Here is a 24949-nt window from a genome sequence, read left to right as displayed (position 1 = left end):
AGGAGGGCTCAACCATGCACATGAAGTTGTTCACCCCGGCCGTTCAGGCTGCGCTGTTGATGGCCATGGCGTTGGGCGCCAGTTCCGCCAGCGTGGCCGCCACCACCCCCGAGCCCGCCGTGCCAATTGAAGTGACGCAAACGGCGCAGCTGTACTTTATCGAACCCCACGACGGCGCCACCGTTGACCGTCCCTTCGCGATCAAATTCGGCCTACGCACCGTGACAGTGACGCCAGGCATGTCGCCGCCGGTAATGAGCGCGCCAGACAACGAGATTCACCTGCTGATCGATGCACCGCCGGTGTCGGCCAACATGCCGGTGCTGCGTAGCGACCAGGTGCGGTTGTTGTCGGAAGACAAAGCCGAGAAATTCGTATTGCCCAGCGGCCCACACCGCTTGCAGCTGGTGCAGACCGACAAGAACGGCGTACCGGCGCCGATGCCGGTGGTTTCGCCGGTGATTAATATCACGGTGAAATAGTGCTTTTTTGGGAGCGGCTGGGCGGTATGCCGATTAGCCGCGATGCTGTTTAAGTCAAAAGCATCGCGGCTGAAGCCGCTCCCACAGGAAGGGGTTTTTTGGGTAATGAAAAAGGGAGGCCGAAGCCTCCCTTTTTCATTACAGCGATCAAGATCGAGCGAGCTAGAGCCGGGCGAGGCGAAATCGGTTTTTTAAGCGGAGTTGGCTGTAGCCAATGAGCATTCAAAAACCGATTTCAACGCAGCCCGGCCGACGCGCAGCCGATCGTTTAGTTAAAACAGAACGCGGCTGCGAATGGTACCGGTCACGTGCTGAAGTTTTTCCAGCGCCAGGTCCGAGTACTCCGCATCCACGTCAATCACCACATAACCCACCTTGGCGTTGGTTTGCAGGAATTGACCCGAGATGTTGATGCCGTTGTCGGCGAACACCTTGTTGATTTCGCTCATCACACCCGGAATGTTTTCGTGGATGTGCAGCAAACGGTGCTTGCCCGGGTGCGCCGGCAGGGCCACTTCGGGGAAGTTGACCGAAGACACGGACGTACCGTTGTCGCTGTATTTGACCAACTTCTCAGCCACTTCCAGACCAATGTTGGCCTGGGCTTCGGCGGTGGAACCACCGATGTGCGGGGTGAGAATGACGCGGTCCAGGCCACGCAGCGGGCTTTCGAATTCTTCGTCGTTGGACTTCGGCTCCACCGGGAACACGTCGATGGCAGCGCCGATCAGGTGCTCGTCTTTGATCGCCTGAGCCAGATGCTCCAGTTCAACCACGGTGCCGCGCGCCGCGTTGATCAGAATGCCGCCCTTTTTCATGGCGCGGATTTCCGCTTCGCCGATCATCCACTGGGTGGACGGCAGTTCCGGCACGTGCAACGACACGATGTCGGCCATGCCCAGCAGGTCGTGCAACTTGGCAACCTGAGTGGCGTTGCCCAGCGGCAGTTTGGTCACGGTGTCATAGAAGAACACTTGCATGCCCAGCGCTTCGGCCAGAACCGACAGCTGCGTGCCGATGGAGCCGTAGCCGACGATGCCCAGCTTCTTGCCGCGAATTTCGAACGAGTTGGCGGCGGACTTGATCCAGCCACCGCGATGGCACGAGGCGTTTTTCTCCGGGATGCCGCGCAACAGCAGAATCGCCTGAGCCAGCACCAGCTCGGCGACCGAACGGGTGTTGGAGTACGGGGCGTTGAACACGGCGATACCGCGTTCGCGGGCGGCGTCGAGGTCGACCTGGTTGGTGCCGATGCAGAAGCAACCGACGGCGATCAGCTTCTTGGCGTGGTCGAACACCGACTCGGTGACCTGGGTACGCGAGCGAATGCCGATGAAGTGCACATCGGCGATCTTTTCTTTGAGCTCAGCGTCCGACAGGGCGCCTTTGAGGTACTCGATGTTGCTGTAGCCGGCCGCTTTCAGCGTGTCGACAGCGTTCTGGTGCACACCTTCGAGAAGAAGGAACTTGATCTTGCTCTTGTCGAGAGAGGTCTTGCTCATCTGAGTACCTGTTTGTCCCGGTAGAAAAGTCAGGGAAAGCCAGCGTCGCGGGCAGCCCGTTTCGGCGTCGCGCCGCTGCCGCAAAACCGAGCACAGAGCACGATTCGCGGGGGGCGTATGCTAGCATGTCTTCCTTTTTACTTGCTCGGTTGCGACCTGAAAGGTTCTCAGGGCGACCATGAATTGCGTGAGAGTTCCGTAGATGACCGACGTTGCCCTGATTGAACAACTCAAGACCCTGGTCGAGCCTGGCAAGGTACTTACCGACGCCGATTCGCTGAACGCCTACGGTAAAGACTGGACCAAACACTTCGCCCCCGCGCCATTGGCCATCGTGTTTCCGAAAACCACCGAGCAGGTTCAGGCGATCGTCCGTTGGGCTAATGAACAGAAGGTTGCGCTGGTGCCATCAGGCGGCCGCACCGGGCTTTCCGCCGCTGCCGTGGCGGCCAATGGCGAAGTGGTCGTGGCGTTCGACTACATGAACCAGGTGCTCAGCTTTAACGAATTCGACCGCACCGCCGTCTGCCAGCCAGGCGTGGTGACCAAGCAATTGCAGATGTTCGCCGAAGAAAAAGGCCTGTACTACCCGGTGGACTTTGCCTCCGCTGGCTCCAGCCAGATTGGCGGCAACATCGGCACCAATGCCGGCGGCATCAAAGTGATTCGCTACGGCATGACCCGCAACTGGGTGGCCGGTTTGAAAGTGGTGACCGGCAAAGGCGACCTGCTGGAGCTGAACAAAGACCTGATCAAAAACGCCACCGGCTACGACTTGCGTCAGCTGTTTATTGGCGCTGAAGGCACGCTGGGTTTTGTCGTCGAAGCCACCATGCGCCTCGACCGCGCGCCGCAGAACCTCACCGCCATGGTGCTGGGCGCCGCCGACTTCGACTCGATCATGCCGGTGCTGCACGCCTTCCAGAACAAGCTCGACCTCACCGCCTTCGAATTCTTCTCCGACAAAGCCCTGGCCAAAATCATGGGCCGTGGCGATGTGCCGGCGCCGTTCGAAACCGAATGCCCGTTCTATGCCCTGTTGGAATTTGAAGCCACCACCGAAGAAGTCGCCGAAGCGGCCCTGGCGACCTTCGAGCACTGCGTGGAGCAAGGTTGGGTGCTGGACGGCGTGATGAGCCAAAGCGAGCAGCAGTTGCAGAACCTGTGGAAGCTGCGCGAGTACATCTCTGAAACCATCTCGCACTGGACGCCGTACAAGAACGACATCTCCGTGACCGTCGCCCAGGTGCCGGCGTTCTTGCATGACATCGATGCCATCGTTGGCGAGCACTACCCGGATTTCGAAATCGTCTGGTTCGGGCATATCGGTGACGGCAACCTGCACCTGAACATCCTCAAACCCGACAACCTGAGCAAAGACGAGTTCTTCGCCAAGTGCGCCACGGTGAACAAGTGGGTGTTTGAGACCGTGCAGAAGTACAACGGCTCGATCTCCGCTGAACACGGCGTGGGCATGACCAAGCGCGATTACCTGACCTACAGCCGTTCCGAGGCCGAGATCGCCTACATGAAGGCCATCAAGGCCGCGTTCGACCCGAACGGCATCATGAACCCGGGCAAGATTTTCGCCTTGTAAGCTCTGTTTCCAGGTCTGGCCTATCGCGGCTAAAGCCGCTCCTACAAAACTGCGCTATCTGTAGGAGCGGCTTTAGCCGCGATAGGCCCCAACTCAATTCAGGAGTGTTTATGAGCTACCAACACCGCTACCTCGACGGCACCACCATCCATTTCCCCATCGGCAAAGTGGTGTGCGTGGGCCGCAACTACGCCGAGCACGCCAAAGAACTGAACAACCCGGTGCCCACCGAGCCGCTGCTGTTTATCAAACCGGGCAGCTGCGTGGTGGAAGCCGAAGGCGGCTTCAGCATTCCGACCGACCGTGGCGGCGTGCATTACGAAGCGGAAATTGCCGTGCTGATCGGCAAGCCGCTGTCGCGTAAACCCAATCAGGAAGAAGTGCTCGACGCCATCTCCGGCTTCGCTCCGGCGCTGGACCTGACGCTGCGTGACGTGCAAGCCAAGCTCAAGGAAAAGGGTTATCCGTGGGAAGTGGCCAAGTCGTTCGACGGCGCCTGCGTGCTGGCGCCCTTTGTCAGCAGCGATGCGGTAAGCGACCTGACCGAGATCGGCATTCGTCTGAGCATCAACGGTGAAGTGCGCCAGGACGGCAGCAGCGCGTCGATGCTCAATCCAATTCTGCCGATCATTGCCCACATTGCCGGGCACTTCAGCTTGCAGCCCGGTGACGTGATTCTCACTGGCACGCCAGCCGGCGTTGGGCCGTTGAACCAAGGTGATGAATTGCTGCTCGAACTGGTCGGCCATTCGAGCGTGACGACCCGCGTTCTGTAAGCGGCGCTGCGTACAAGCGCTGTAATTACTAATGGGTGGGATAACCGCGAACGGCTGATGTACAGTTCGGCACTGCCCGCGCCGGCTTTGCGCGGGTTCGCGGTTGTTCACGGATGATCAAACCGTAATCTCCTGCTTTGGCGGCTAGCTTGCTGCTGCAGTAACAGAGAACGTCCCATGCCCACCGCTCGCTCCGTTTCGTTTCGTCGCAACTGGCCCTGGCTGCTGCTCGCCTTTGTGCTGCTCACCGTTGCGGTGCTCACCTATACCCAGCATTGGCTTGGCCAGGTGAAGTACTGGGCGGATGAAGACAACTTCGACCCGGCCGAGCGCGCCGCCAGCATCTGGCTTCCCGGCTACCGCCCGGTGATTCAAGCCAAACCCCTGAAAGACCTCGAGGACGATGAAACCTCGGACCTCACGTACAACCCCGACTCCAAAACCCTGTTCACCGTTACCGGCAAAGAGCCGCTGTTGGTGGAACTGAGCCTGGACGGTGAAGTGCTGCGGCGCATAGCCCTGGTTGGTTTTTCCAACCCCGAGGGCGTGGCGATGCTGAGTAATGGCAACATGGCGATCACCGACGAGCGCCGCCGTACGCTGTCGATTTTCAAGCTCGGGCCGGTCGCTCTGGAACTGCGCGCCATCGACACCCGCGAGTTCGACCTGGGCTACGCCGAGTCCGGCAACAAAGGCTTTGAAGGCATCGCTTGGGATCCCGCGCAGAAGCGCCTGCTGCTGGGCAAAGAGCGTTCGCCAACGGCGCTGTTCAGTTGGAGCAGTGACGGCACCGCAGGATTGGCCGGGCAGATGGAGCCGCTGCCTAGCGACGAGCTGTATATGCGCAATATCTCGGCTCTGAGCGTCGATCCACGCACCGGCCATTCGCTGGTGTTGTCGGCTCAATCCAAGCTGCTGCTGGAAATGGACGAGCACGGTCAGCCGGTCAGCTTTATCAGTTTGTACGGCGGCATGAACGGTCTGCACGACAGTATTCCGCGCGCCGAAGGCGTGGCCATCGATGAGCAAGGCACCATCTATATGGTCAGCGAGCCGAACCTGTTCTACGTGTTCCGCAAAGAGAAAGCGGCCGACCCGTCTTAAGCTTGGATTAAGGCGCTATTCAGTTTCAGTTCAGGTGCGCTGCTTAACCTGACCCCGTCATTTACCAGAACGGGATTGTCCTGATGAACCTGAAAACCCACGCACTCGCCCTGTTGTTTGTTCCGCTGCTGTCCGGCACCGCCTTGGCTGCCGGCGGTTACACCGGCCCTGGCGCCACCCAGCAAATCACCAGCGTAGCCGCTGCGCTGGACGCCGCCGACGATGCGCCGGTGGTGCTGCAAGGCCAGATCGTCAAACGCCTGAAGGGTGATCGCTACGAATTCAAAGACGCCAGCGGCACCATCGAAGTGGAAATCGACGATGAAGACTGGCCGCCCCAAGCCATCTCCGACAGCGCCAAGGTCAAGCTCACCGGTGAAGTTGAGCGCGATCTGATGAGCCGCGAAGTGGACGTGGATATCGTCGAAGTGATGTAAACACTGCACTGCAAAAAGCCCGCCCTGGCATTCCACCGGGGCGGGCTTTTTTGTGGCTGACACACCGCGCGCTTAGGCGACGCTCTCGAACCCTTGCAGCACGTTGATGGCGTTAATGCCGATCTCCTCGACCGCGTAACCGCCCTCCATCACGAACAAGGTCTGCAAGCCGAGCTTGCCGATGACCTCGCCCATGCGCAGGTAATCGGGGCTGTCGAGTTTGAACTGCGAGATGGGGTCGGACTTGTAAGTGTCCACGCCCAGCGACACCACCAACGCATCCGGCGCGTAGGCCTGAATCTGCCGGCAGGCGTCGGCCAGGGCCAGACTCCACACCGACCAGTCGCTGCCCTCGGCTAATGGGTAATTGATGTTGAAGCCGCTGCCGACGCCGGCGCCTTTCTCATCGGCGAAGCCAAGGAAATAGGGATACTCGAACCGTGGGTCGCCGTGAATGGAGGTGAACAGCACGTCGGCGCGTTCGTAGAAAATATCCTGCGTGCCGTTGCCGTGGTGGTAATCCACATCCAGCACGGCCACGCGGTTGGCGCCGAGGTCGAGCAGGGCTTGCACGGCAATGGCGGCGTTGTTCAGGTAGCAATAACCGCCCATGTAGTCAGCGGCTGCGTGGTGACCTGGCGGCCGGCACAGGGAAAACACCCCGCGCGCGCCTTTCGCCAGTTCGGCCTGGCCGGTCAGGGCGACGTTGGCCGAACTTAGAATCGCCTGCCAGGTGCCGGCCGTAATCGGCGCGCCGGCATCAAACGAGTAGTAGCCCAAACGACCGTCGATGGCGGTCGGTTCTACCTGACGCAGGCGCCGGGTCGGCCAGGCGATGGGCAGCATGTCGTGCTGGCGGCCGATGGCCTGCCAGTCGCTCCAGGCGTTCTGAAGGAAGCGCACAAAGCCTTCGCTGTGCACTCGACGAATCGGCGCCAGGCCGAAATCCAGCGGCGCGTGCACATCGCCCAGGCCCACGGCCTTGGCGCGGTCGAGCACCATGTCGGCGCGGCTGGGCATCTCAAAACACGGCGTGAACTGGCCGCCGATCAACTCGTACTTGCCGTGGTGCAGGTGATGGTCGTCGCTATAAATCGTCAGCATGGGGGTGCCCTCAGGAGCAGGCCTGTGAAAGAGGGTTTGTATGGGGCTTTTGTAGGAGCCAGCTTGCTGGCGAAGCTGTTGATTTAAAAAGTTTCGCCAGCAAGCTGGCTCCTACAAGGAGACCGGGCGGCGCTTATTTCTTCAACTTGGTCCACACCTTGGCGCGCAGGGCCAGGGCTTTGGGGGAGCAGAGTTCGAAGGGTTTCAGGCGGTCGAGTTTGTCGGCCGGGGTGTTGATGGCCGGGTCGTCGAACAGTTCTTTGTCCATGAACTTGTCCGAGCCTTCGATGGCGTTGTTGTACTTGGCGAAGTTGGAGGCGGCGGCGATGTTTTCCGGTTTCATCATCCAGTTGATGAAGGCGTGGGCTTCGGCCACGTTGGTGGCGTCTTTGGGAATGGCGAAATTGTCGATAAACACCCTAATGCCTTCTTTCGGGTACACGTAAGTAAGGCTCGCGCGCTGGGCCTGGGCGCGGTGGAAGGCGCCGTTCCATTGCTGGTGCATTGTCACTTCACCGGCGGCCATGCGCTCGATAGTGCCGTCGCTGTTGTACATGGCCAGGGAAGGTTTCTGCTTGAGCAGCAGGTCCTGAATTTTCTGCGCAGCTTTCGGGTCTTCGGTGCACTGGTCGATGCCCAGGTAGAACGCGGCCGGCACGAACAATTCTTCGATCGAATTCAACGCCACGACTTTGCCTTTAAGTTCGGGGTCGGGCTCGAAGAAGGGTTTCCAGCTTTCTTCCAGTTTGCCGCCGGGCACCTTGGCGGTGTCGTAGCTGTAACCCGTAGTGCCCCACAGATACGGCACGCTGTAGTCGTGGCCCGGATCGAAGCTCAGGGTTTTGAAGGTGTCTTTGAGCAGGGCGAGGTTGGTCAGCTTGCTCTTGTCGAACTTCTGCAGCAGGTCTTCTTTGACCATGATTTCGATAAAGCTGTCCGAGGGCACCACCACGTCGTACGCGCCGCCGCCGGCTTTGAGTTTGGCCAGCAGGGTTTCGTTGGAGTCGTAGGCGTCGAGCGTGGCCTTGATGCCGGTGTCGGCTTCGAATTTTTTCAGCAGCTCTGGCGGGTAGTAGTCCGACCAGTTGGCGAAGTGCAGCGTGCCGGCGGCCTGAGCCGAGGTGGCGATGCCCATGGCGCATAGCAGGGACAACGCGAGCGAGGTGGTGCGAACGTGCATGGCAAAGCTCCTTGCTGGACTTTTTTAGAGAGCGTTAGCGTTTGCGCTGACCCACGTAATACGACAGCGCCACAAACGCGATGGAAATCACCAGGATGATCGACGAGATCGCATTGATCTTCGGCGAGATACCCATGCGAATCGAACTGAAGATGTACACCGGCAGCGTCGTGGCGCCGGCACCGGCAACGAAGTAGGTGATGACGAAGTCGTCCATGGAAATGATGAACGCCAGCATCGCCCCGGAAACGATGCCCGGGCTGAGCAGCGGAAAGGTCACTTTCCAGAACGCTTTCCACGGCGAGGCGTAGAGGTCGGCGGCGGCTTCGAGCAGGTACGGGTTCATGCCTTCGAGGCGGGCGCGAATCGGCAGATACGCAAACGGAATGCAGAACACCACGTGGGCGATGAGGATGGTGAACAGGCTCAGTTTCAGCCCGATAAACGAGAAGAACATCAGCGTCGACACCGCCGTGACAATCTCTGGCACCAACAGCGGCAAGCCGAGCACCCCGCTCATCAGGGTTTGCCCACGAAACGCACGGCCGCGCATTCCCAAGGCCGCCAATGTCGCCAGGGACGTGGCAATCAATGTGGCGAGGGTCGCGATGATCAGCGAGTTCTTCGCCGCGCGCACCACTTCGGCGTCGTTGGCGACCACGCTGTACCACTTCAGGCTGAAACCATCCCACAGCGTTGCCGATTGCCCGCCGTTAAAGCTGAGCACCACCAGCACCACAATCGGCAGGTACAGGAAAATAAAAAAGAACCAGGCTGCCGGCCTCATGCCCGCGAAGCGCCACAACGGATTGCGCGTGTTCATGGGTGGCCCCCCGCGCTGCCCGGCTTGAAGCGCACGCTGTACACCAGCATGGCCAGCAGCACGAAACTCAGCAGGGCAAACGACAAGGCGGCGCCGAGCGGCCAGTTATGCGAGCTGCCAAATTGCAGCTGAATCAGGTTGCCGATCATCAGGGTTTTACCGCCCCCGAGTAGCTCGGGAATGATGTAGTTACCCAGCGAAGGAATGAACACCAGAATGCTGCCGGCCACGATGCCCGGCATGGCCAGCGGCACGATGATGCGTTTGAGCGCGTGGAAGCGATTGGCGCCCAGATCGAACGCCGCCTCCACCAAGCGCCAGTCCATTTTTTCCAGGCTGGTGTAAATCGGCAGCACCATAAACGGCAGGTAGGTATAGAGCAGCCCGATAATCACCGCGTTGTCGGTGTACAGCAGGCCCAAGCCATGTTGGGTGATGCCCAGGCCTTGCAGCCCTTCGTCCACCAGCCCGCCGTTGCGCAGCAGCAACATCCACGCGTAGGCGCGCACCAGCAGGTTGGTCCAGAACGGCACAGTCACCAGAAAGAGCAGCAGGTTGCGTTTGCGCTCGCTCTGCAACGCCAGGTACAGCGCGGTGGGGAAACCGATCAGCAGGCACCCGGCGGTGGTCAGGATCGACAGCCAGAACGAGCGCTGAAAGATTTCCAGGTAGTCGGTGTTGAACACCAACGCGTCATCCAGATCGCGCTCGTAGAAGAAATTGCGGTACGCCTCCAGGGAATACTCGCCCCACTTCACGCCGCCGTACTCGCCGGATTGCAGGATCGACACCACAAACATGATGCCCAGCGGCAGCAGCATGAACACCAGCAGCGTGAGCATGGCGGGCGTGCTGAGCAGCAGGCGGCGGCCCAATTGGCGGCGCTCGGCCAGCAGCCGTGGCGTACTCATTCGACCAGCACCTTGATGGCGGCGGTGGGCACCTGCACCCGCACCTGATCGCCCACCCGATACCCGCCCACGGCGCCGTCACGGTTCTGCTGGCGCACGCGAAAACCGCCTTGGCCGGCGACGTCCAGGTGGTACACGGTGTCGGTGCCGACATACACCACGTTCTCCACCTTGCCGAGCAACTGGCCGTCGGCCGCCAGGCTCACCCGTTCCGGGCGAATCGCCAGGGTGACCGGGCCGCGGTGCTCAGTGAGCGTCCTGAGCACCTGGCCGTCGCTGAGCTTCACGCCGTCGTCGCCGGCCTCGGCCGTTAAGAAGTTGGTTTCGCCAATAAAGTCGGCCACGGTGCGGTTGGCCGGTGCTTCGTAGATTTCGGTCGGCGTGCCCACCTGCAAGATGCGGCCCTTGCTCATGACCGCGATGCGGTCGGACATGGTCAGCGCTTCTTCCTGATCGTGGGTCACGAAGATAAAGGTGATGCCGGTTTCGCTCTGCAAACGCTTGAGCTCGATCTGCATGTCTTTGCGCAGCTTCTGATCCAGCGCCGACAACGACTCATCCAGCAGCAGCACTTTCGGCCGATTGGCCAGAGCGCGGGCCAGGGCGATGCGTTGTTGCTGGCCGCCGGAAAGCTGGTCGGCACGGCGTGCGCCCACATCCGGCAGCTTTACCAGCGCCAACATGCGGGTCACGGTTTCGCTGATTTCAGCCTTGCTCAGCCCGCGCATTTCCAAACCGAAGGCGATGTTTTGCGCCACCGTCATGTGGGGAAACAGCGCGTAGCTTTGGAAAACGGTATTCACCGGGCGGCGAAAGGGCGGCAAGTCCTGCATGGCTTCGCCGTATAAGCGAATGGTGCCGGCGCTGGGTTGTTCGAAGCCGGCGATCAGGCGCAGCAACGTGGTTTTGCCGCAGCCAGAAGGGCCGAGCAGGGTGAAGAATTCGTTGGACTGGATTTCCAGAGAAACCGTATCGAGGGCTTTGACGCCCTGACCAGGGTCGCCGAATTCCATGCTGAGCTGCTCAATGCTGATGGCGCTGGAATTTCCCATAGAGTTCTATAACCCGTTGTTATTGTTGGCTTTTAGCGCATACGAAACGGCTGCCAAGCGTGTCTTCGATTCTGTCAGCGTGACCCGCAGGGCAGAACGATAGAAACGGTCAAAAGGGGATAGATGCGGCCAAGTTGGCCGCTAACGTCTATACACGCTAGGCGTCTGCCCGCTCCAGCGCAAAAACGCATGGCGAAAACTGGCGGTTTCGCTGTAGCCCAACTGCTCGGCGATCAGGTAAATGGGCAGGTCGGTTTGCATCAGCAGTTGGCGCGCCTTGTCGTAACGCACTTCGTCGAGCAGACGTTGGTAACTGGTGTTCATGCGCGTGAGATGGCGGCGCAGGGTGCGAGCGCTGCGGTGCAATTGGTTGGCCACACGTTCCAGGCTGCTGGCCTCACGCATGTTGCTGCTCAGGTGCTGACGAATCTGCTCGAGCACATCCTGACCACTGTCCAGTTGCGCGGCGAGTTTCAGGCATTGCTGCACGCCGTAATGGCAGCTCACCGGGTCGGCCAGCGGCAGCTCGCGGTCGAGCAGGGCGGCGCTGAAGCACAAGGTGTTAACCGGCTCACCAAACTCCACCGGGCAACCAAACAACTGCGTGTAGGAATGTGCATGCAAGGGCGGGCGGTAGGAGAAATGCACGCTGCGCGGGCGCACCGCTTCGCCCAACAGGTCGCGAATCACGGTGAGCAACGACATCAAACACAGCTCGGTGTTGAACACCGTCAGCTCTGGCGCATAACGATATCCGCGCGCGACCAGGCGAGCCTCGTCACCGTCTTCTTCCAGGTGCAATTTGAAATACGTGCCCAGCAGGGTCGGTTGGGCCATCGCCAGGTTTAGCGCGTCGCGCAGGGTGCGGCTGGCGAGCATGCTGTAGCCGAGGATGCCGTAGGCCGACACGTGCATACGCAGGCCCATCGAGAGCCCCAGCGCTGGGTCGCGGGTGCATTGAATGGCGTTGGCGAATACGCGCAGCTCTTGCGCGGGGCTGATGAGCTTTTCCGGGGTTTCCAGGTCGGCGCTGCTCAGGCCGCTGTCGTGCAGCAAACGCTGATGCGCGATACCGGTTTCGCTGAGCTGGCTGACGGCCAGGGCAATGGTGTGAAGGGTGGTGCGTGCGCGGTCTTCGGGAAGTAATGACAAGCCCATATTTCTGCCCTTGATGCTTCTTCTTGTAACGCCAGTGCGGCGAACTGCAACCGGCGTGCACGGTTAAGTTTCAATTCAGCATGGCTGTGCTATTTCTAGCGCCCGTTTTCTGCCCCGCCACCTTTTGCGAGATCCCCCTGATGCGTCGTCTGCTGACCTTGAAGTACCTGCTGGGAGCCGTGGTGCTCGGCGCTTTGATTCTCCTGGCAACAGCTGCGCAGGAGTTTCGGCTGTTCGAACGGGCCTGGTTTCAGGTGCAAGAATGGCGCCATGGCGAAGCCTGGCAAGCGCGCTCGCTGTGGCTGCCGGCGTATCGAGTCAGCGTGGAAGCCATGCCCATCAAAGGCCTAGATGACGACGTGTCGGCCCTGACCTACGACCCCGACCGCAACACGCTTTTCACCGTGACCAACCAGCGCTCGGAAATTATCGAGCTGTCGCTGGCCGGCGACGTGCTGCGTCGCATCCCGCTGCTGGGCTTTGGCGACCCTGAAGCGATCGAATACATCAGCCCTGGCGTGTACGTCATCACCGACGAGCGCCGCCAACGTTTGATCAGCGTGCAGCTGGACGAAACCTCAACGCCAGTACGCGCCGACGACGCCCAGCAGCTCTCCCTCGGGCTGGGTCCCAGTGGCAACAAAGGCTTTGAAGGCCTGGCTTACGACGCCAAAGGCCAGCGCCTATTTGTCGCCAAGGAGCGCGATCCGGTGCGCATCTATGAGGTGCACGGGTTCCCCCACACCAATGTCGACCGCCCCTTCGCCGTGCACGTGGTAGACGATCCCCAACGGGACGCCGGGCTGTTTGTGCGCGACCTGTCGAGTCTGGATTTCGACATGCCCACCGGGCATTTGCTGGCGCTGTCGGATGAGTCGCGGCTGGTGATCGAGCTGGACACCGACGGCAAGCCGATCAGCACGTTGTCTTTGTTGCGCGGCCAGAGTGGGCTGAAGAAAACCGTGCCGCAGGCGGAGGGCATTGCCAGCGATAACGCGGGCAATCTGTACATCGTCAGCGAGCCGAATCTGTTTTATGTGTTCAAGAAGGAAGAATAAAGGCCGCCGACGCGCCGGGGGGTTAACGGGCGAGCAGGGGCGGACTTACAGCCAATTGCTGACGCTTCGACGCTTGGTTTGCACGGCCGCGAACCGATCGTATTTCCCGATATTTCAAAGCAGAATTTTTCGCTTTAACTCGATAGATTAACCGCTAGTCTTAGCCCACTGCTTTTTTAGGGAACCCCTTACATGCAACTGCGCAACTCCCCTTCCCGTTATGGTCTGGTCAGCATTGTTTTGCACTGGGGCATCGCATTAGCGGTATTCGGATTGTTCGGTTTGGGCCTGTGGATGGTCACGCTTGATTACTACAGCCCCTACAACCACTCCGCCCCGGCGCTGCATAAAAGCATCGGTCTGACCCTGCTGGGTTTGATGATCGTGCGCCTGCTGTGGCGCTTTATCAGTCCGGCTCCGGCGACGCTAAGCAGCTACAGCCGCGCCACCCGCTTGGGCGCCAAGCTCGGCCATGGCGCCTTGTACCTGTTGTTGTTCGCCGTGCTGATCGCCGGCTACCTGATTTCCACCGCCGATGGCCGCCCCATCGAGGTCTTTGGTTTGTTCGCTGTGCCCGCCACTTTGACCAGCATTCCTGACCAGGAAGATCTGGCCGGCGCGGTGCACTTGTACCTGGCGTGGGCCTTGGTAATTTTTGCCGGGGTTCACGCGTTAGCAGCTTTAAAGCACCACTTTATCGATCACGATGTAACCCTGACCCGCATGTTTGGCCGTCGCGCCGACTAGCTCTCTCACTGCACAAGAAGGACTTACGCAATGTTCAACGCAACCCTGAAAAAATCCCTGGCCGCTCTGGCACTCGGCACCGCAATGCTCAGCGCTGGGCACGCCATGGCCGACGACTACGCCATCGACAAAACCGGCCAGCACGCCTTCATCGATTTCAAAATCAGCCACCTGGGTTACAGCTACATCTACGGCACGTTCAAAGATTGGGACGGTTCGTTCAGCTTTGATGCCAAGAACCCGGAAGCCAGCAAAATCAACGTAACGCTGAAAACCACCAGCGTTGACACCAACCACGCCGAGCGCGACAAGCACATCCGCACCGCCGACTTCCTCGACGTGTCGAAATTCCCGGAAGCCAAGTTCGTGTCCACCTCGGTTAAGTCGACTGGCGAAGGCAAGGCCGACGTTACCGGTGACCTGACCCTGCACGGCGTGACTAAGCCGGTCGTGATCAAGGCAACCTTCCTCGGCGAAGGCAAAGACCCATGGGGCGGCTACCGCGCTGGCTTCGAAGGCACCACCACCATCAAGCTGAAAGACTTCGACATTCAGAAAGACCTGGGCCCGAAATCCCAAGAGCTGGAACTGCAGATCTCGTTTGAAGGTGTAAAGAAGTAAGGTTTTAACCGCCCATAAAAAACGCCGGCTGATGCCGGCGTTTTTTATGGGCGGTTAAAACCTTGTCGGACTCGTAGGAGCGAGGGGGCGGCCTTCCGATTGCTCGCGAACCGTGCCAACAATTCGCCACCGAGGTTTCCAGGATTCGCGCCCAATCGAAATGTCGGCCCCAAACAAAAACACCGGCACAGGGCCGGTGTTTTTGTTGTAACGCTGAGCCTTAGCCTTCGCGGTTACGGGTCAGCAATGCCGGTTTCTCGCCACGATTGCGGCTCGGCAGTTTGTCCAATTGCTCCAACTGCTCGGGCGTCAAGGTGCGGTCTATTTTCGACTCCTTATGCACGATCACTGGCTGGTGCTGGGGCTCACGCGGACCACGAACGGCCGGTTCCTGACGCAAGGCGTCGGGGCGTGCGCGCGACTCGTCGCGACGGGGTTGGCCGCCGCTGCGTTGTGGGCGTTTACCCTGGGCATTAGCGCCACCGCCACTGCGTTGACCTTGCGGTTTTGCCTGACCCTGCGGACGGGGCGATTGGCCCCGTGGCGGCTGGCCAGCGGCGCGCGGTGCGCTAGGCGCGGCGCCAGCAGCGGCCGGCTTGCGGCCACGGTTCTGCTGACGATTGCCCTGGTTCGGGCTGACGTAGTCGGCGCGGTTACCAAAGTTATCGATTTCGTCGTCGAGAAACTCATCCGGCGCGCGATCCGCTGGCAATGGCGGAACCACCGCTGCCGCACTGCTGGTGCGTGGCTGACGGGGTTCGTTGCTGCGTGGCTGACCCTGGCGCGGCTGTTGCTGGCGGCCCGAGTTGGCTGGCTTGTCGCGGCCCTGGGCGGCGGGTTTGTCTTTGCCGTCCTTGCCTTTGTCTTTACGCCCGCTGCCACGACGATCACCGCCGCCGCCACCGCCTGGTTTGTTCGGATCACGTGGGCCACCACGGCCACGGTTCTGACCTTCAGGGCGCTCGCGCACTTCCGGTTTTTCCGCTTCCACGGTGCTGGCATCGAAGCCCATCAGGTCGCCGTCAGCGATTTTCTGCTTGGTCATGCGCTCAATGCCTTTGAGCAATTTCTCTTCATCCGGCGCGACCAGCGAAATGGCCTCACCGCTGCGACCGGCACGGCCGGTACGGCCGATGCGGTGCACGTAATCTTCTTCAACGTTGGGCAGTTCGAAGTTGACCACGTGGGGCAACTGGTCGATGTCCAGACCGCGCGCGGCGATGTCGGTAGCAACCAGCACACGTACGGCGTTGGCTTTGAAATCCGCCAGGGCCTTGGTGCGCGCGTTCTGGCTTTTGTTGCCGTGAATCGCCACAGCCGGCAGACCGTGTTTGTCGAGGTACTCGGCCAGACGGTTGGCGCCGTGTTTGGTGCGGGTGAAAACCAGCACCTGTTCCCACGCGCCAGCGGTGATCAAGTGGGCGAGCAGGGCGCGCTTGTGGTTGGACTGCAGGCGGAACACCCGTTGCTCGATGCGCTCGACCGTGGTGTTCGGCGGCGTGACTTCGATGCGCTCGGGGTTATGCAGCAGCTTGCCGGCGAGGTCGGTGATGTCTTTGGAGAACGTCGCCGAGAACAGCAGGTTCTGACGCTTGGACGGCAAGCGCGCCAGCACCTTTTTCACGTCATGGATAAAGCCCATGTCGAGCATACGGTCGGCTTCGTCAAGTACCAGAATCTCAACGTGCGAGAGGTCGACACTGCCTTGGCTGGCCAGGTCGAGCAGGCGACCGGGGCAGGCGACGAGTACGTCGACACCGCGAGCCATGGCCTGCACCTGCGGGTTCATGCCAACGCCGCCGAAGATGCAGGTCGACACGAATTTCAGATCGCGGGCATACAGCTTGAAGCTGTCGTGCACTTGCGCGGCCAGCTCGCGGGTGGGTGTCAGCACCAGTACGCGCGGCTGTTTCGGGCCGTGGCGGTGCTCGCGGTCCGGATGACCATTGGGGAACAAGCGCTCTAGGATGGGTAAGGCGAAGCCACCGGTTTTGCCGGTGCCCGTCTGGGCGGCAACCATCAGATCGCGACCTTGCAACACGGCGGGAATGGCCCGCTGTTGCACTGGAGTGGGCTCGGTGTAGCCAGCAGCCTCGACGGCGCGGACTAAAGCCTCGGAGAGACCGAGGGAAGCAAAGGACATGAGTAATCCTGTTTAGTGAGGGCGTGGCCCATAGGGGAAATTCTGCCGTGCATGAAACGCGTTGAGGGCGCGTTCCCGTCCGGTCCTGCGGGCCCTCTAGGGGGGCCGGCGTCCGGGCGTAGCCAGGGAGCCCGGAGTATATACACTGGTGTACGGCTGCGCACTCCTGGCCGTCGGCCATGCTGCGTTGGAGCGAAATAAAAAATGCTCACGTACTTGAGTACGCTGCGCTTTTTGATTTCACTCCGCCTTGCCTTGCCTGGCCTTAGTCCAGGAGCGCTTGAGTTTAGTGTGGTTCGTGTTTCATCAACCAGTTGCGCGGAATTGACACTTCAATTCCGCGCTTTGTTCATTTGAAACCCTGCAAACTTTCGCTTAGCGCGGCAGGTTGAGGTTGTTCCACACGGCCAGGCTCGGTTCTGCCTGGTTCAGGGTGTAGAAGTGCAAGCCCGGTGCGCCACCTTGCAGCAGGCGGTCGCACATTTCTGTGATGACCTGCTCGCCGTACGCCTGAATGCTCTCGATGTCGTCGGCGTAAGCCTCCAGCTGTTTGCGAATCCAGCGTGGAATTTCAGCGCCGCACGCGTCGGAGAAACGCGCCAATTTGCTGTAGTTGGTGATCGGCATGATGCCCGGCACGATCGGAATCGTGACGCCCATCTTGCGCACGCGCTCGACGAAGTAAAAGTAGCTGTCGGCGTTGAAGAAGTACTGAGTGATCGCGCTGTCGGCGCCGGCCTTGGCCTTGCGCACGAAGTTGGCGATGTCGTCTTCGAAGTTGCGCGCTTGCGGGTGCATTTCCGGGTAGGCGGCGACTTCGATGTGGAAGTGGCTGCCGGTTTCTTCACGGATAAAGCTGACCAGGTCATTGGCGTGACGCAGCTCGCCACTGGCCATGCCCATGCCGGATGGCAGGTCGCCGCGCAGGGCCACGATGCGTTTGATGCCCGCATCCTGGTATTGCTTGAGCAGGGCGCGCAGTTCGGCCTTGCTGTCGCCCACGCAGGACAGGTGCGGTGCGGTCGGCACCTTCACGTCGCTGTCCAGTTGCAGCACGGTGTTGATCGTGCGGTCGCGGGTCGAACCACCGGCACCGTAGGTGCAGGAGAAGAAATCGGGGTTGTAGCCAGCCAGCACGCGGGCAGTGGCTAACAGTTTTTCATGCCCAGCGTCGGTCTTGGTCGGGAAGAACTCGAAGCTGTAGCGACGTTCTTTGCTCATTTAAAAGTGCTCTCGGAAACGCTGGCGAATGGTCGACAGGCCCGGCTTCCAATCGGAAAGCGCGAGCCTGTACTTCGCGGCAAAGCGCCCGCGGGTGCGGGCGCCGGGCACATCAGTAGCGGTAGGCGTGTGGCTTGAACGGGCCTTCCTGCGGCACGCCGATGTAGTCGGCTTGCGTTTTGGTCAGCTTGGTCACAACGCCGCCGAAACCCTTGACCATTTCCAGGGCCACTTCTTCGTCGAGTTTCTTCGGCAGCACTTCCACAGTCAGGCGCTCAGCTTTTTCAGCCGGCGACAGGTCGGCGTACTTCTGGCCGAACAGGAAGATTTGCGCCAGCACCTGGTTGGCGAACGAGCCGTCCATGATGCGGCTCGGGTGACCGGTGGCGTTGCCCAGGTTAACCAGGCGGCCTTCGGCGAGCAGAATCAGGTAGTCATCGTTGTGCGGATCGAAGCTGCCAGCGCCGGTGCGGTGAACCTTGTGCACCTGCGGCTTCACTTCTTCCCATGCCCAGTTCTTGCGCATGAAAGCGGTGTCGATCTCGTTGTCGAAGTGACCGATGTTGCAGACCACTGCGCGTTTTTTCAGAGCGGTGAGCATGTTGCTGTCGCAGACGTTGACGTTACCGGTGGTGGTCACGATCAGGTCGATTTTGCCCAGCAGTTGTTTGTCGATGCTGGCGGCGGTGCCGTCGTTGTTGCCATCGATAAACGGCGAAACCACTTCAAAACCGTCCATGCACGCTTGCATGGCGCAGATCGGGTCTACTTCGGTGACCTTGACGATCATGCCTTCCTGACGCAGCGACTGAGCCGAGCCTTTGCCCACGTCACCGTAGCCAATGACCAGCGCTTGCTTGCCGGACAGAAGGTGGTCGGTGCCGCGCTTGATGGCGTCGTTCAGGCTGTGACGGCAGCCGTACTTGTTGTCGTTCTTGCTCTTGGTCACCGAGTCGTTGACGTTGATGGCCGGAATTTTCAGCTCGCCCTTGGCCAGCATGTCCAACAGGCGGTGAACGCCGGTGGTGGTTTCCTCGGTCACGCCGTGAATCTTGTCGAGCATGGCCGGGTATTTCTTGTGGATGATTTCGGTCAGGTCGCCGCCGTCGTCGAGAATCATGTTGGCGTCCCACGGCTGGCCATCTTTGAGGATGGTTTGCTCGATGCACCACTCGTACTCTTGCTCGGTTTCACCTTTCCAGGCGAACACAGGAATGCCGGCAGCAGCGATGGCAGCAGCGGCTTGGTCTTGAGTGGAGAAAATGTTGCAGGACGACCAGCGTACTTCGGCACCCAGGGCAACCAGGGTTTCGATCAGCACGGCAGTCTGGATGGTCATGTGGATGCAGCCGATGATCTTCGCGCCTTTGAGCGGCTGCTCGCCGGCGTACTTGTGGCGCAGGCCCATCAGGGCTGGCATTTCGGATTCGGCGATGATGGTTTCGCGGCGGCCCCAAGCGGCCAGGGAAATATCGGCGACTTTATAGTCGGTAAAAGCAGCGCTCATGCTGTAACTCCATTCGTGGTGTGCGAATGGGCGCCGTTGATGCGTTTTAACAGCCAGCGAATGGCTGTTCTCTACGCCCTGCTCGAGCCTGACAGGCCACTTCGCGACGGAAGAACCTGCTGCAGCGCCCCTCGAACAGGTGGCGGGAGCGACCCACAATCCAGGGGGCCGCTTTGAAGCTGGGGGATTATAGCTGCGCCGGCGAGCTTGCCCAAGGCTTTCTGTCGCAATGGGCTATAGCCACTATTAACAGCGTTGTTGCGACAGCCTCGCATCGCTTCTGCCATGCTGCGGGCGTTCTAACACGAGGAGCAGGTATGAACTTCCACACACGCAAATGGGTGAAGCCCGAAGACCTCAACCCCAACGGCACCTTGTTCGGCGGCAGCTTGCTGAAGTGGATTGACGAGGAAGCGGCGATCTACGCGATCATCCAGCTGGGTAGCCAGCACGTGGTGACCAAGCTGATTTCCGAAATCAATTTCGTCTCGTCGGCGCGCCAGAGCGACATCATCGAGTTGGGCATCACCGCCACCGCTTTCGGCCGCACGTCGCTGACCATGCGCGCCGAGGTGCGCAACAAGATCACCCGCAAAAGCATCCTGACCATCGACAAGATGGTGTTTGTTAACGTCGATGCCGACGGCAACCCGGCGCCCCATGGCAAAACCGAAATCACCTATATCCGTGACCAGTTCAAGGAAGAGGGCGGTTCGGCCTAAGCCGAGCGATTGACTCATATGCCATTGGCCAGCGCCTGGCTGGCCATGGATTCGGCGCGCGCATCAGGGCAAGCTGCTCGGAACAATAAAACCGAGGAGTTGCTATGACCGTTGCTTATTGGTGCGTGCTGATTGCGCTGTTTCTTCCCTACCTCTGCACAGGGCTGGCCAAAGGCTTGGGCGGCGGTTTCACGCCCAAACACAATCACGATCCCCGTGCGTTGCAGGCGACCATGAATGGTCCGGCCAAGCGCGCCAACAACGCCCAGCTCAATGGCTTTGAGGTGACGCCGGCATTCGCTGCTGCGGTGATCATTGCCCATCAAATCGGCCATGCCACACAGACCACCATCGACCTGCTGGCGATCTGGTTTATCGTCAGCCGCATTCTTTACATCATCTGCTACCTGGCTGACTGGGCGCCGATTCGCTCGTTGATCTGGGGCGTTGGCATGGCGCTGATCGCGAGCTTTTTCTTCGTCAGCGTCTGACGTCGAAGGTTGGTAATCGGGAGCAAGGCGAGGATACTGGCGGCCGCCGTTGAACAGCCAAAAGTAGCCTCGCCATGATTTCGAAAAAAGCCACTCTCATTGTTTTCGCCTGTCTGGCACTAGCCGCCTGCGGTGGCGTTGATCCCAATTCGCCACAGGGCAAGCGCCAGGCCATCTTCAAACAGATGCTCAAAACAGGTGAAGACCTGGGCGGCATGTTGCGCGGCAGGGTGCAGTTCGACAGCGAGAAATTCGCTGCCGGCGCGGTGAAGCTCGACGAGTTGTCCAAGCAGCCTTGGCAGTATTTCCCGCAGGCGCAGGAAACCGACAAAAGCAGCGCCAAGCCCGAAGTGTGGGAAAACCAGGCGCGCTTTCAGGAGCTAGCGAAAAATCTGGAAGCCGCGACGGCAGCCCTCGTCGTCGCCAGCCGGGATCCGGCACTGGACGCGAAGAAACTCGACGCGCCCGTGCAGGCCGTGGAAGACGCCTGTGAAACCTGCCACAAGGCGTTCCGCAATCACTGATCGTGATTAGCGACCCAGTTGCTTTTTGGCTTCGTCGAGTTCTTTGCGGGCTTCGGCCAGTTTGTTTTTGCGGGAGTCGATCTTCTCTGGGTCACCTTTGGCCATGGCCTTTTGCAGATCGCTTTCGCGGCGTTTCACCTCGTGCTGAGCGTCCAGCACTTTTTGCTCGCGTGATTTCTCCAACTGCTCATCGGTGCAGTTGTTTTTAACTTGGCTCAATGCCGTTTCCAAACCTGCCTGCTGCGCACTGTTGCCGGCGGCTTTGGCGTGTTCAATTTGCTGCTGGATTTCGTCGCGCTTGGCGGCGCAACCGGTCAGGGTTTTAGTGCTTTCGGCAGCCACAGCCGAGGCGGCGAAAAGGCCAAGCGCGGCCGCTGTGACAAGGTGACGTAAGGCATGTAAAGACAACATTGCAACGCTCCGTTGGCAGTGAAAAAGATCGGCGACCGGACGCTTGCGCGAGGTCGCGATGGCCAGAAGTCTATCCGATAGAAACCGGTCTGTTAGGGTGGCGGACTCGGGTCATCAGAAGCCACTCACACCCGCCGCCTGCAATTTTTCCCGAAACGCATGCACCTGCGGATCGCGGAAAAAAGCCGTCAGTTGCTGTGCGCGCGTTTTGCCAATGCCGGGCTGATCGAGCCAATCCCGTTCGCTACGCTGCGCGAGCTCGTCCCAGGTTTCAGCCATACTCGCATCGCCCGTCGGCGGCATCCCCAGCGCTTTCAACCAAGTGGGCAGCGGCTGCTGTAATGCGCTTTGGAAGCTGCCATACAGGTTGCTGGCGCTGCGTTTACCCAAGCCTGGCAGGCCGGCCAGTTCTGCTTCGGTTAAGTCCAACCAGTCGAGCAGCCCGCTAACGCGGTTGGCGTTCATTAATTTTTCCCACGTGCCCGGGCCAACGCCCGCCATCGCCAGGCCTTTTTTGCTGCTCAGCCACTCCAGTCGGGCGCGAAACTGGCTGGCGCAGTCTGGCTCCGGCGTCCAGCAACTCAACAGGTGATAGCGACTCGCCTCAGGTGGGGCGAGTTCTTCACGGGTTTGCGTATGCCAGGTCACGCCTTCAAGGCGCGGAATGGTCAGGCCGGCCAAGGCGATGGCCACTTGGTCGCCGGGGCGAATATCCAGGCGGCTCCAGCGCCGTAAGGAGCCGACGCTCACGCGACGGATGGTGCGGTCGTCCAACTGCACCGGTTCCAGGTGCAGCACAGGGGTGACGCGGCCGGTGCGGCCGACTTTGAACTCCACCCGCCGCACTTCGGCCAACGCCTGGGCATACGGGTATTTCCACGCCACCGCGCTTGCCGGCGGCACGCTTCGCCAGCGTTTGCCGGCGGGCCTGGTGCCCTGGCGGATGACGATGCCGTCGCTGGCAAACGGCAGCGGGCTTTGGTACCAGTGCTGGCGCCACTGCTCTATATCGGCGAGGGAATGGGCCGGGTGGGTCAGCTTCACGGTATCGGTAAAGCCCAGGTCAATCAGGCGGTCTAGCCGGGACGGCATATCCAATGGGCCGTTTGGCAGCTCCCACACGAACAAGCCGATGCGCTGACCGTCTGCATCCGACAGCTGTTTGCGATTGAGCAGCCCGGCCACGGTCGCCCTCGCACCCATGCCGCCGCGCTTGGCTTGCACATGGCCAGCGGCCTGCAAATACAGCTCGCCTTGAACCAGCGTTTGCCCTTCGCTGGCGTTCAAGCGGGGTGGGATGGCGGGAATGTGTTGCGCGTGGTCGGTCCAGTCCTGGCCGCTGAGCCCGTCGCCGCGGCTGATGACGCGCTGCAGCTGCCCATCGGCATAGATCAGGGTGACCGCCACGCCGTCGACCTTGGGCTGCACCCAGATATCGCTGCGGTGCTTCAGCCATTCGCCGACCGCCTGCGCGTTGGGCAATTTGTTGAGCCCGGTGTGCGCGACCGGATGCTCCAGCGGTCCGCCTTCAGTCGGCGTGGTCGCCGGTTCTGCCACCTCAATGGCGGAGAAGCAGATTTTCCAGTCTTGAAGTTTTAGCAGTGTTTGGTCGTAAAGCTCATCGGCGACCGTGACGCGGCCCTGGCGGTAATCCTCGTTCCATTGGCCAATCTGGTCGCTAAGGGCGTTGAGTTCAAGGGCGGCGCGCTCCGGTGGCCAGGACGGGCAGGGCGCGGCAGAACACAAGAGGGGCAGGGTGGAGCAAAGCAGTATGGCAATCCGTCGCAACATGGCGAACGTCCTGTTCGGATGAGGGCACCCGGCAGGTTACGGATTGGGGAAATTGTGCCAAGCAGAGCGGGCTGGCGGGGTTGTAGGTTATGGCTGGAAAAGAGTCTGTCGTTGCCGCTTGCGGGGGGGACGTGGTGTTGAGAAAAACCTCCGTCATCCTCGCGAAAGCGGGGATCCAGAATCTTTCGGCGGGCAGAGGACTTGGGACCGCCGACCATTTCACTTCGGTCCGCAAGCCTGGTTTCCCGCCTGCGCGGGTATGACGGTAATTGGGACAGATCCCCCGCCACCTTTGCGGCCATGACGGCGTTGCTTGAGGTGGGCTCGAATCCATCCCGTCCTGCACACAAAAAAGCCCCGCACAAGGCGGGGCTTTTTCACTTCAACGCAGCACTCACAAACCGGCGTTAGCGCGCAGCTGTTCGGCCTTGTCGGTTTTTTCCCAGGTGAACGTGGTGAAGGTGTCATCACCGACAGTCAGTTCTTCCGGCGTACGACCGAAGTGGCCGTAGGCCGCAGTTGGACGGTACATCGGGTGCAGCAGGTCGAGCATTTTGGTGATGGCGTACGGACGCAGGTCGAAGGTGTCGCGCACCAGCTGGATGATCTTCTCTTCGCTGACCTTGTTGGTGCCGAAGGTGTTGATCGAAACCGACGTGGGCTGGGCCACGCCGATGGCGTAGGACACCTGAATTTCGCAGCGCTCGGCCAGGCCGGCAGCGACGATGTTCTTGGCCACGTATCGACCGGCGTAAGCGGCCGAGCGGTCTACCTTGGATGGGTCTTTACCGGAGAACGCGCCGCCGCCGTGACGGGCCATGCCGCCGTAGGAGTCGACGATGATTTTACGGCCGGTCAGGCCGCAGTCGCCCACTGGGCCGCCGATCACGAAGTTGCCGGTGGGGTTGATGTGGAACTGGGTGTCTTTGTGCAGCCATTCAGCCGGCAGCACGTGCTTGACGATCAGTTCCATCACGCCTTCGCGCAGGTCTTTGTAGCTGACTTCCGGGTTGTGCTGGGTCGACAGAACCACGGCGTCCACGGCGACCGGCTTGCCATTTTCGTAGCGGAAGGTCACTTGCGATTTGGCGTCCGGGCGCAGCCAAGGCAGCAGGCCGGATTTACGCGCTTCGGCCTGACGCTCTACCAAACGATGCGCGTAGCAGATCGGGGCTGGCATCAGCACGTCGGTGTCGTTGCTGGCGTAGCCGAACATCAGGCCCTGGTCGCCAGCGCCCTGGTCTTCCGGCTTGCTGCGGTCAACGCCCTGGTTAATGTCGGGGGACTGCTTGCCGATGATGTTCATCACGCCGCAGGTGGCGCCGTCGAAGCCGACGTCGGAGCTGGTGTAGCCGATGTCGGTGATGACGTTACGGACGATTTCTTCCAGATCGACCCAGGCGTTGGTGGTCACTTCGCCGGCGATGATGGCAACGCCGGTTTTCACCAGGGTTTCGCACGCTACGCGAGCGTGTTTGTCCTGGGCGATGATGGCGTCGAGGACGGCATCGGAAATCTGGTCGGCGATTTTGTCTGGATGTCCTTCAGACACGGACTCAGAGGTGAAAAGAGAGTATTCGCTCATCT

The 24949-nt window shown here is 60.5% G+C and carries 24 protein-coding genes and 1 riboswitch; of the genes, 11 read left to right on the top strand and 13 right to left on the bottom strand.

Annotation, left to right across the window (positions count from 1 at the left end; translation table 11 throughout):
* The first annotated feature begins 14 nt into the window (after positions 1 to 14).
* Positions 15 to 482: a DUF4399 domain-containing protein gene (locus tag AC0IW7_RS16715; protein WP_471819503.1), complete on the top strand. Its 468-nt coding sequence runs from the start codon at positions 15 to 17 to the stop codon at positions 480 to 482.
* A gap of 272 nt (positions 483 to 754) precedes the next feature.
* Here AC0IW7_RS16715 and serA read toward each other — a convergent pair whose 3' ends face one another.
* A complete protein-coding gene (gene serA / locus AC0IW7_RS16710) occupies positions 755 to 1984 on the bottom strand; it encodes a phosphoglycerate dehydrogenase (protein ID WP_471819501.1) in 1230 nt (409 codons plus the stop codon).
* A 202-nt stretch (positions 1985 to 2186) separates the two neighbouring features.
* On the opposite strand from serA, the gene AC0IW7_RS16705 reads away from it, so the two are divergent.
* The 4 genes from AC0IW7_RS16705 to AC0IW7_RS16690 all read left to right on the top strand — a co-directional run bounded on the left by AC0IW7_RS16705 (position 2187) and on the right by AC0IW7_RS16690 (position 5898).
* Positions 2187 to 3581 (top strand): FAD-binding oxidoreductase, encoded by a 1395-nt coding sequence (locus AC0IW7_RS16705; protein WP_471819500.1) that lies wholly within the window; start codon positions 2187 to 2189, stop codon positions 3579 to 3581.
* 110 nt (positions 3582 to 3691) lie between these two features.
* Positions 3692 to 4357, top strand: a complete 666-nt coding sequence (locus tag AC0IW7_RS16700; RefSeq protein WP_471819498.1) for a fumarylacetoacetate hydrolase family protein — start codon at positions 3692 to 3694, stop codon at positions 4355 to 4357.
* A gap of 177 nt (positions 4358 to 4534) precedes the next feature.
* Positions 4535 to 5461 carry an SdiA-regulated domain-containing protein gene (locus tag AC0IW7_RS16695; RefSeq protein ID WP_471819496.1) on the top strand — a complete coding sequence of 309 codons (927 nt, stop codon included), beginning with the start codon at positions 4535 to 4537 and terminating at the stop codon, positions 5459 to 5461.
* Between the two features lie 89 nt (positions 5462 to 5550).
* Positions 5551 to 5898: a NirD/YgiW/YdeI family stress tolerance protein gene (locus AC0IW7_RS16690; RefSeq protein ID WP_471819546.1), complete on the top strand. Its 348-nt coding sequence runs from the start codon at positions 5551 to 5553 to the stop codon at positions 5896 to 5898.
* A 72-nt stretch (positions 5899 to 5970) separates the two neighbouring features.
* Here AC0IW7_RS16690 and AC0IW7_RS16685 read toward each other — a convergent pair whose 3' ends face one another.
* From AC0IW7_RS16685 to AC0IW7_RS16660, 6 genes are all read right to left on the bottom strand, one after another.
* Positions 5971 to 7002 carry a histone deacetylase family protein gene (locus AC0IW7_RS16685; RefSeq protein ID WP_471819495.1) on the bottom strand — a complete coding sequence of 344 codons (1032 nt, stop codon included), beginning with the start codon at positions 7000 to 7002 and terminating at the stop codon, positions 5971 to 5973.
* A gap of 133 nt (positions 7003 to 7135) precedes the next feature.
* Positions 7136 to 8182: an ABC transporter substrate-binding protein gene (locus AC0IW7_RS16680; RefSeq protein WP_122497644.1), complete on the bottom strand. Its 1047-nt coding sequence runs from the start codon at positions 8180 to 8182 to the stop codon at positions 7136 to 7138.
* 34 nt (positions 8183 to 8216) lie between these two features.
* A complete protein-coding gene (locus AC0IW7_RS16675) occupies positions 8217 to 9005 on the bottom strand; it encodes an ABC transporter permease (RefSeq protein WP_471819494.1) in 789 nt (262 codons plus the stop codon).
* Positions 9002 to 9916, bottom strand: a complete 915-nt coding sequence (locus AC0IW7_RS16670) for an ABC transporter permease (protein ID WP_471819492.1) — start codon at positions 9914 to 9916, stop codon at positions 9002 to 9004. Before AC0IW7_RS16670 ends, AC0IW7_RS16675 begins: the two co-directional genes overlap by 4 nt.
* On the bottom strand, positions 9913 to 10968 hold the full coding sequence (locus tag AC0IW7_RS16665) for an ABC transporter ATP-binding protein (RefSeq protein WP_471819490.1): 1056 nt from the start codon (positions 10966 to 10968) through the stop codon (positions 9913 to 9915). Before AC0IW7_RS16665 ends, AC0IW7_RS16670 begins: the two co-directional genes overlap by 4 nt.
* Before the next feature lie 141 nt (positions 10969 to 11109).
* Positions 11110 to 12126: an AraC family transcriptional regulator gene (locus AC0IW7_RS16660; protein WP_471819489.1), complete on the bottom strand. Its 1017-nt coding sequence runs from the start codon at positions 12124 to 12126 to the stop codon at positions 11110 to 11112.
* Positions 12127 to 12266: 140 nt separating this feature from the next.
* Between AC0IW7_RS16660 and AC0IW7_RS16655 the strand changes: the two genes are divergently transcribed.
* From AC0IW7_RS16655 to AC0IW7_RS16645, 3 genes are all read left to right on the top strand, one after another.
* Positions 12267 to 13184: an SdiA-regulated domain-containing protein gene (locus tag AC0IW7_RS16655; RefSeq protein ID WP_471819487.1), complete on the top strand. Its 918-nt coding sequence runs from the start codon at positions 12267 to 12269 to the stop codon at positions 13182 to 13184.
* 192 nt (positions 13185 to 13376) lie between these two features.
* Positions 13377 to 13931 carry a cytochrome b gene (locus tag AC0IW7_RS16650; protein WP_122497633.1) on the top strand — a complete coding sequence of 185 codons (555 nt, stop codon included), beginning with the start codon at positions 13377 to 13379 and terminating at the stop codon, positions 13929 to 13931.
* A 30-nt stretch (positions 13932 to 13961) separates the two neighbouring features.
* Positions 13962 to 14552 (top strand): YceI family protein, encoded by a 591-nt coding sequence (locus AC0IW7_RS16645; RefSeq protein ID WP_122497631.1) that lies wholly within the window; start codon positions 13962 to 13964, stop codon positions 14550 to 14552.
* Positions 14553 to 14772: 220 nt separating this feature from the next.
* Here the strand turns inward: AC0IW7_RS16645 and AC0IW7_RS16640 are convergent, their stop codons facing one another.
* The 3 genes from AC0IW7_RS16640 to ahcY all read right to left on the bottom strand — a co-directional run bounded on the left by AC0IW7_RS16640 (position 14773) and on the right by ahcY (position 19423).
* On the bottom strand, positions 14773 to 16695 hold the full coding sequence (locus AC0IW7_RS16640) for a DEAD/DEAH box helicase (protein WP_471819485.1): 1923 nt from the start codon (positions 16693 to 16695) through the stop codon (positions 14773 to 14775).
* A 375-nt stretch (positions 16696 to 17070) separates the two neighbouring features.
* Positions 17071 to 17916, bottom strand: a complete 846-nt coding sequence (gene metF / locus AC0IW7_RS16635; protein ID WP_471819483.1) for a methylenetetrahydrofolate reductase [NAD(P)H] — start codon at positions 17914 to 17916, stop codon at positions 17071 to 17073.
* A gap of 112 nt (positions 17917 to 18028) precedes the next feature.
* Positions 18029 to 19423 (bottom strand): adenosylhomocysteinase, encoded by a 1395-nt coding sequence (gene ahcY, locus AC0IW7_RS16630; protein WP_463551148.1) that lies wholly within the window; start codon positions 19421 to 19423, stop codon positions 18029 to 18031.
* Positions 19424 to 19444: 21 nt separating this feature from the next.
* Positions 19445 to 19562: riboswitch (S-adenosyl-L-homocysteine riboswitch) on the bottom strand.
* Between the two features lie 178 nt (positions 19563 to 19740).
* Here ahcY and AC0IW7_RS16625 point away from each other — a divergent pair.
* The 3 genes from AC0IW7_RS16625 to AC0IW7_RS16615 all read left to right on the top strand — a co-directional run bounded on the left by AC0IW7_RS16625 (position 19741) and on the right by AC0IW7_RS16615 (position 21160).
* Entirely contained in the window at positions 19741 to 20145 is a 405-nt protein-coding gene (locus AC0IW7_RS16625) for a hotdog domain-containing protein (protein ID WP_122497623.1), read from the top strand.
* A gap of 104 nt (positions 20146 to 20249) precedes the next feature.
* A complete protein-coding gene (locus AC0IW7_RS16620) occupies positions 20250 to 20636 on the top strand; it encodes an MAPEG family protein (protein WP_471819481.1) in 387 nt (128 codons plus the stop codon).
* A gap of 74 nt (positions 20637 to 20710) precedes the next feature.
* The gene (locus tag AC0IW7_RS16615) at positions 20711 to 21160 is read left to right on the top strand and encodes a c-type cytochrome (RefSeq protein ID WP_471819480.1); all 450 of its coding nucleotides are present in this window, start codon (positions 20711 to 20713) and stop codon (positions 21158 to 21160) included.
* Positions 21161 to 21166: 6 nt separating this feature from the next.
* On the opposite strand, the gene AC0IW7_RS16610 is transcribed toward AC0IW7_RS16615, so the two are convergent.
* The 3 genes from AC0IW7_RS16610 to metK all read right to left on the bottom strand — a co-directional run bounded on the left by AC0IW7_RS16610 (position 21167) and on the right by metK (position 24947).
* Positions 21167 to 21571 (bottom strand): DUF1090 domain-containing protein, encoded by a 405-nt coding sequence (locus AC0IW7_RS16610; RefSeq protein ID WP_471819478.1) that lies wholly within the window; start codon positions 21569 to 21571, stop codon positions 21167 to 21169.
* A gap of 114 nt (positions 21572 to 21685) precedes the next feature.
* Positions 21686 to 23362, bottom strand: coding sequence for an NAD-dependent DNA ligase LigB (ligB, locus tag AC0IW7_RS16605; protein ID WP_471819476.1), 1677 nt, complete (start codon positions 23360 to 23362; stop codon positions 21686 to 21688).
* A gap of 394 nt (positions 23363 to 23756) precedes the next feature.
* Positions 23757 to 24947: a methionine adenosyltransferase gene (gene metK, locus AC0IW7_RS16600; protein WP_122497613.1), complete on the bottom strand. Its 1191-nt coding sequence runs from the start codon at positions 24945 to 24947 to the stop codon at positions 23757 to 23759.
* Between the last annotated feature and the right edge of the window lie 2 nt (positions 24948 to 24949).

Source organism: Pseudomonas sp. AC229 (assembly GCF_979254655.1).
This window is presented reverse-complemented; position numbering and strand designations above follow the sequence as displayed.

Excerpts from the sequence above, each read along its gene's own strand:
- AC0IW7_RS16715 (WP_471819503.1), top strand. The coding sequence starts at position 15 with ATGCACATGAAGTTGTTCACCCCGGCCGTTCAGGCTGCGCTGTTGATG.
- serA (WP_471819501.1), bottom strand. The coding sequence starts at position 1,984 with ATGAGCAAGACCTCTCTCGACAAGAGCAAGATCAAGTTCCTTCTTCTC.
- AC0IW7_RS16705 (WP_471819500.1), top strand. The coding sequence starts at position 2,187 with ATGACCGACGTTGCCCTGATTGAACAACTCAAGACCCTGGTCGAGCCT.
- AC0IW7_RS16700 (WP_471819498.1), top strand. The coding sequence starts at position 3,692 with ATGAGCTACCAACACCGCTACCTCGACGGCACCACCATCCATTTCCCC.
- AC0IW7_RS16695 (WP_471819496.1), top strand. The coding sequence starts at position 4,535 with ATGCCCACCGCTCGCTCCGTTTCGTTTCGTCGCAACTGGCCCTGGCTG.
- AC0IW7_RS16685 (WP_471819495.1), bottom strand. The coding sequence starts at position 7,002 with ATGCTGACGATTTATAGCGACGACCATCACCTGCACCACGGCAAGTAC.
- AC0IW7_RS16680 (WP_122497644.1), bottom strand. The coding sequence starts at position 8,182 with ATGCACGTTCGCACCACCTCGCTCGCGTTGTCCCTGCTATGCGCCATG.
- AC0IW7_RS16675 (WP_471819494.1), bottom strand. The coding sequence starts at position 9,005 with ATGAACACGCGCAATCCGTTGTGGCGCTTCGCGGGCATGAGGCCGGCA.
- AC0IW7_RS16670 (WP_471819492.1), bottom strand. The coding sequence starts at position 9,916 with ATGAGTACGCCACGGCTGCTGGCCGAGCGCCGCCAATTGGGCCGCCGC.
- AC0IW7_RS16665 (WP_471819490.1), bottom strand. The coding sequence starts at position 10,968 with ATGGGAAATTCCAGCGCCATCAGCATTGAGCAGCTCAGCATGGAATTC.
- AC0IW7_RS16660 (WP_471819489.1), bottom strand. The coding sequence starts at position 12,126 with ATGGGCTTGTCATTACTTCCCGAAGACCGCGCACGCACCACCCTTCAC.
- AC0IW7_RS16655 (WP_471819487.1), top strand. The coding sequence starts at position 12,267 with ATGCGTCGTCTGCTGACCTTGAAGTACCTGCTGGGAGCCGTGGTGCTC.
- AC0IW7_RS16650 (WP_122497633.1), top strand. The coding sequence starts at position 13,377 with ATGCAACTGCGCAACTCCCCTTCCCGTTATGGTCTGGTCAGCATTGTT.
- AC0IW7_RS16645 (WP_122497631.1), top strand. The coding sequence starts at position 13,962 with ATGTTCAACGCAACCCTGAAAAAATCCCTGGCCGCTCTGGCACTCGGC.
- AC0IW7_RS16640 (WP_471819485.1), bottom strand. The coding sequence starts at position 16,695 with ATGTCCTTTGCTTCCCTCGGTCTCTCCGAGGCTTTAGTCCGCGCCGTC.
- metF (WP_471819483.1), bottom strand. The coding sequence starts at position 17,916 with ATGAGCAAAGAACGTCGCTACAGCTTCGAGTTCTTCCCGACCAAGACC.
- ahcY (WP_463551148.1), bottom strand. The coding sequence starts at position 19,423 with ATGAGCGCTGCTTTTACCGACTATAAAGTCGCCGATATTTCCCTGGCC.
- AC0IW7_RS16625 (WP_122497623.1), top strand. The coding sequence starts at position 19,741 with ATGAACTTCCACACACGCAAATGGGTGAAGCCCGAAGACCTCAACCCC.
- AC0IW7_RS16620 (WP_471819481.1), top strand. The coding sequence starts at position 20,250 with ATGACCGTTGCTTATTGGTGCGTGCTGATTGCGCTGTTTCTTCCCTAC.
- AC0IW7_RS16615 (WP_471819480.1), top strand. The coding sequence starts at position 20,711 with ATGATTTCGAAAAAAGCCACTCTCATTGTTTTCGCCTGTCTGGCACTA.
- AC0IW7_RS16610 (WP_471819478.1), bottom strand. The coding sequence starts at position 21,571 with ATGTTGTCTTTACATGCCTTACGTCACCTTGTCACAGCGGCCGCGCTT.
- ligB (WP_471819476.1), bottom strand. The coding sequence starts at position 23,362 with ATGTTGCGACGGATTGCCATACTGCTTTGCTCCACCCTGCCCCTCTTG.
- metK (WP_122497613.1), bottom strand. The coding sequence starts at position 24,947 with ATGAGCGAATACTCTCTTTTCACCTCTGAGTCCGTGTCTGAAGGACAT.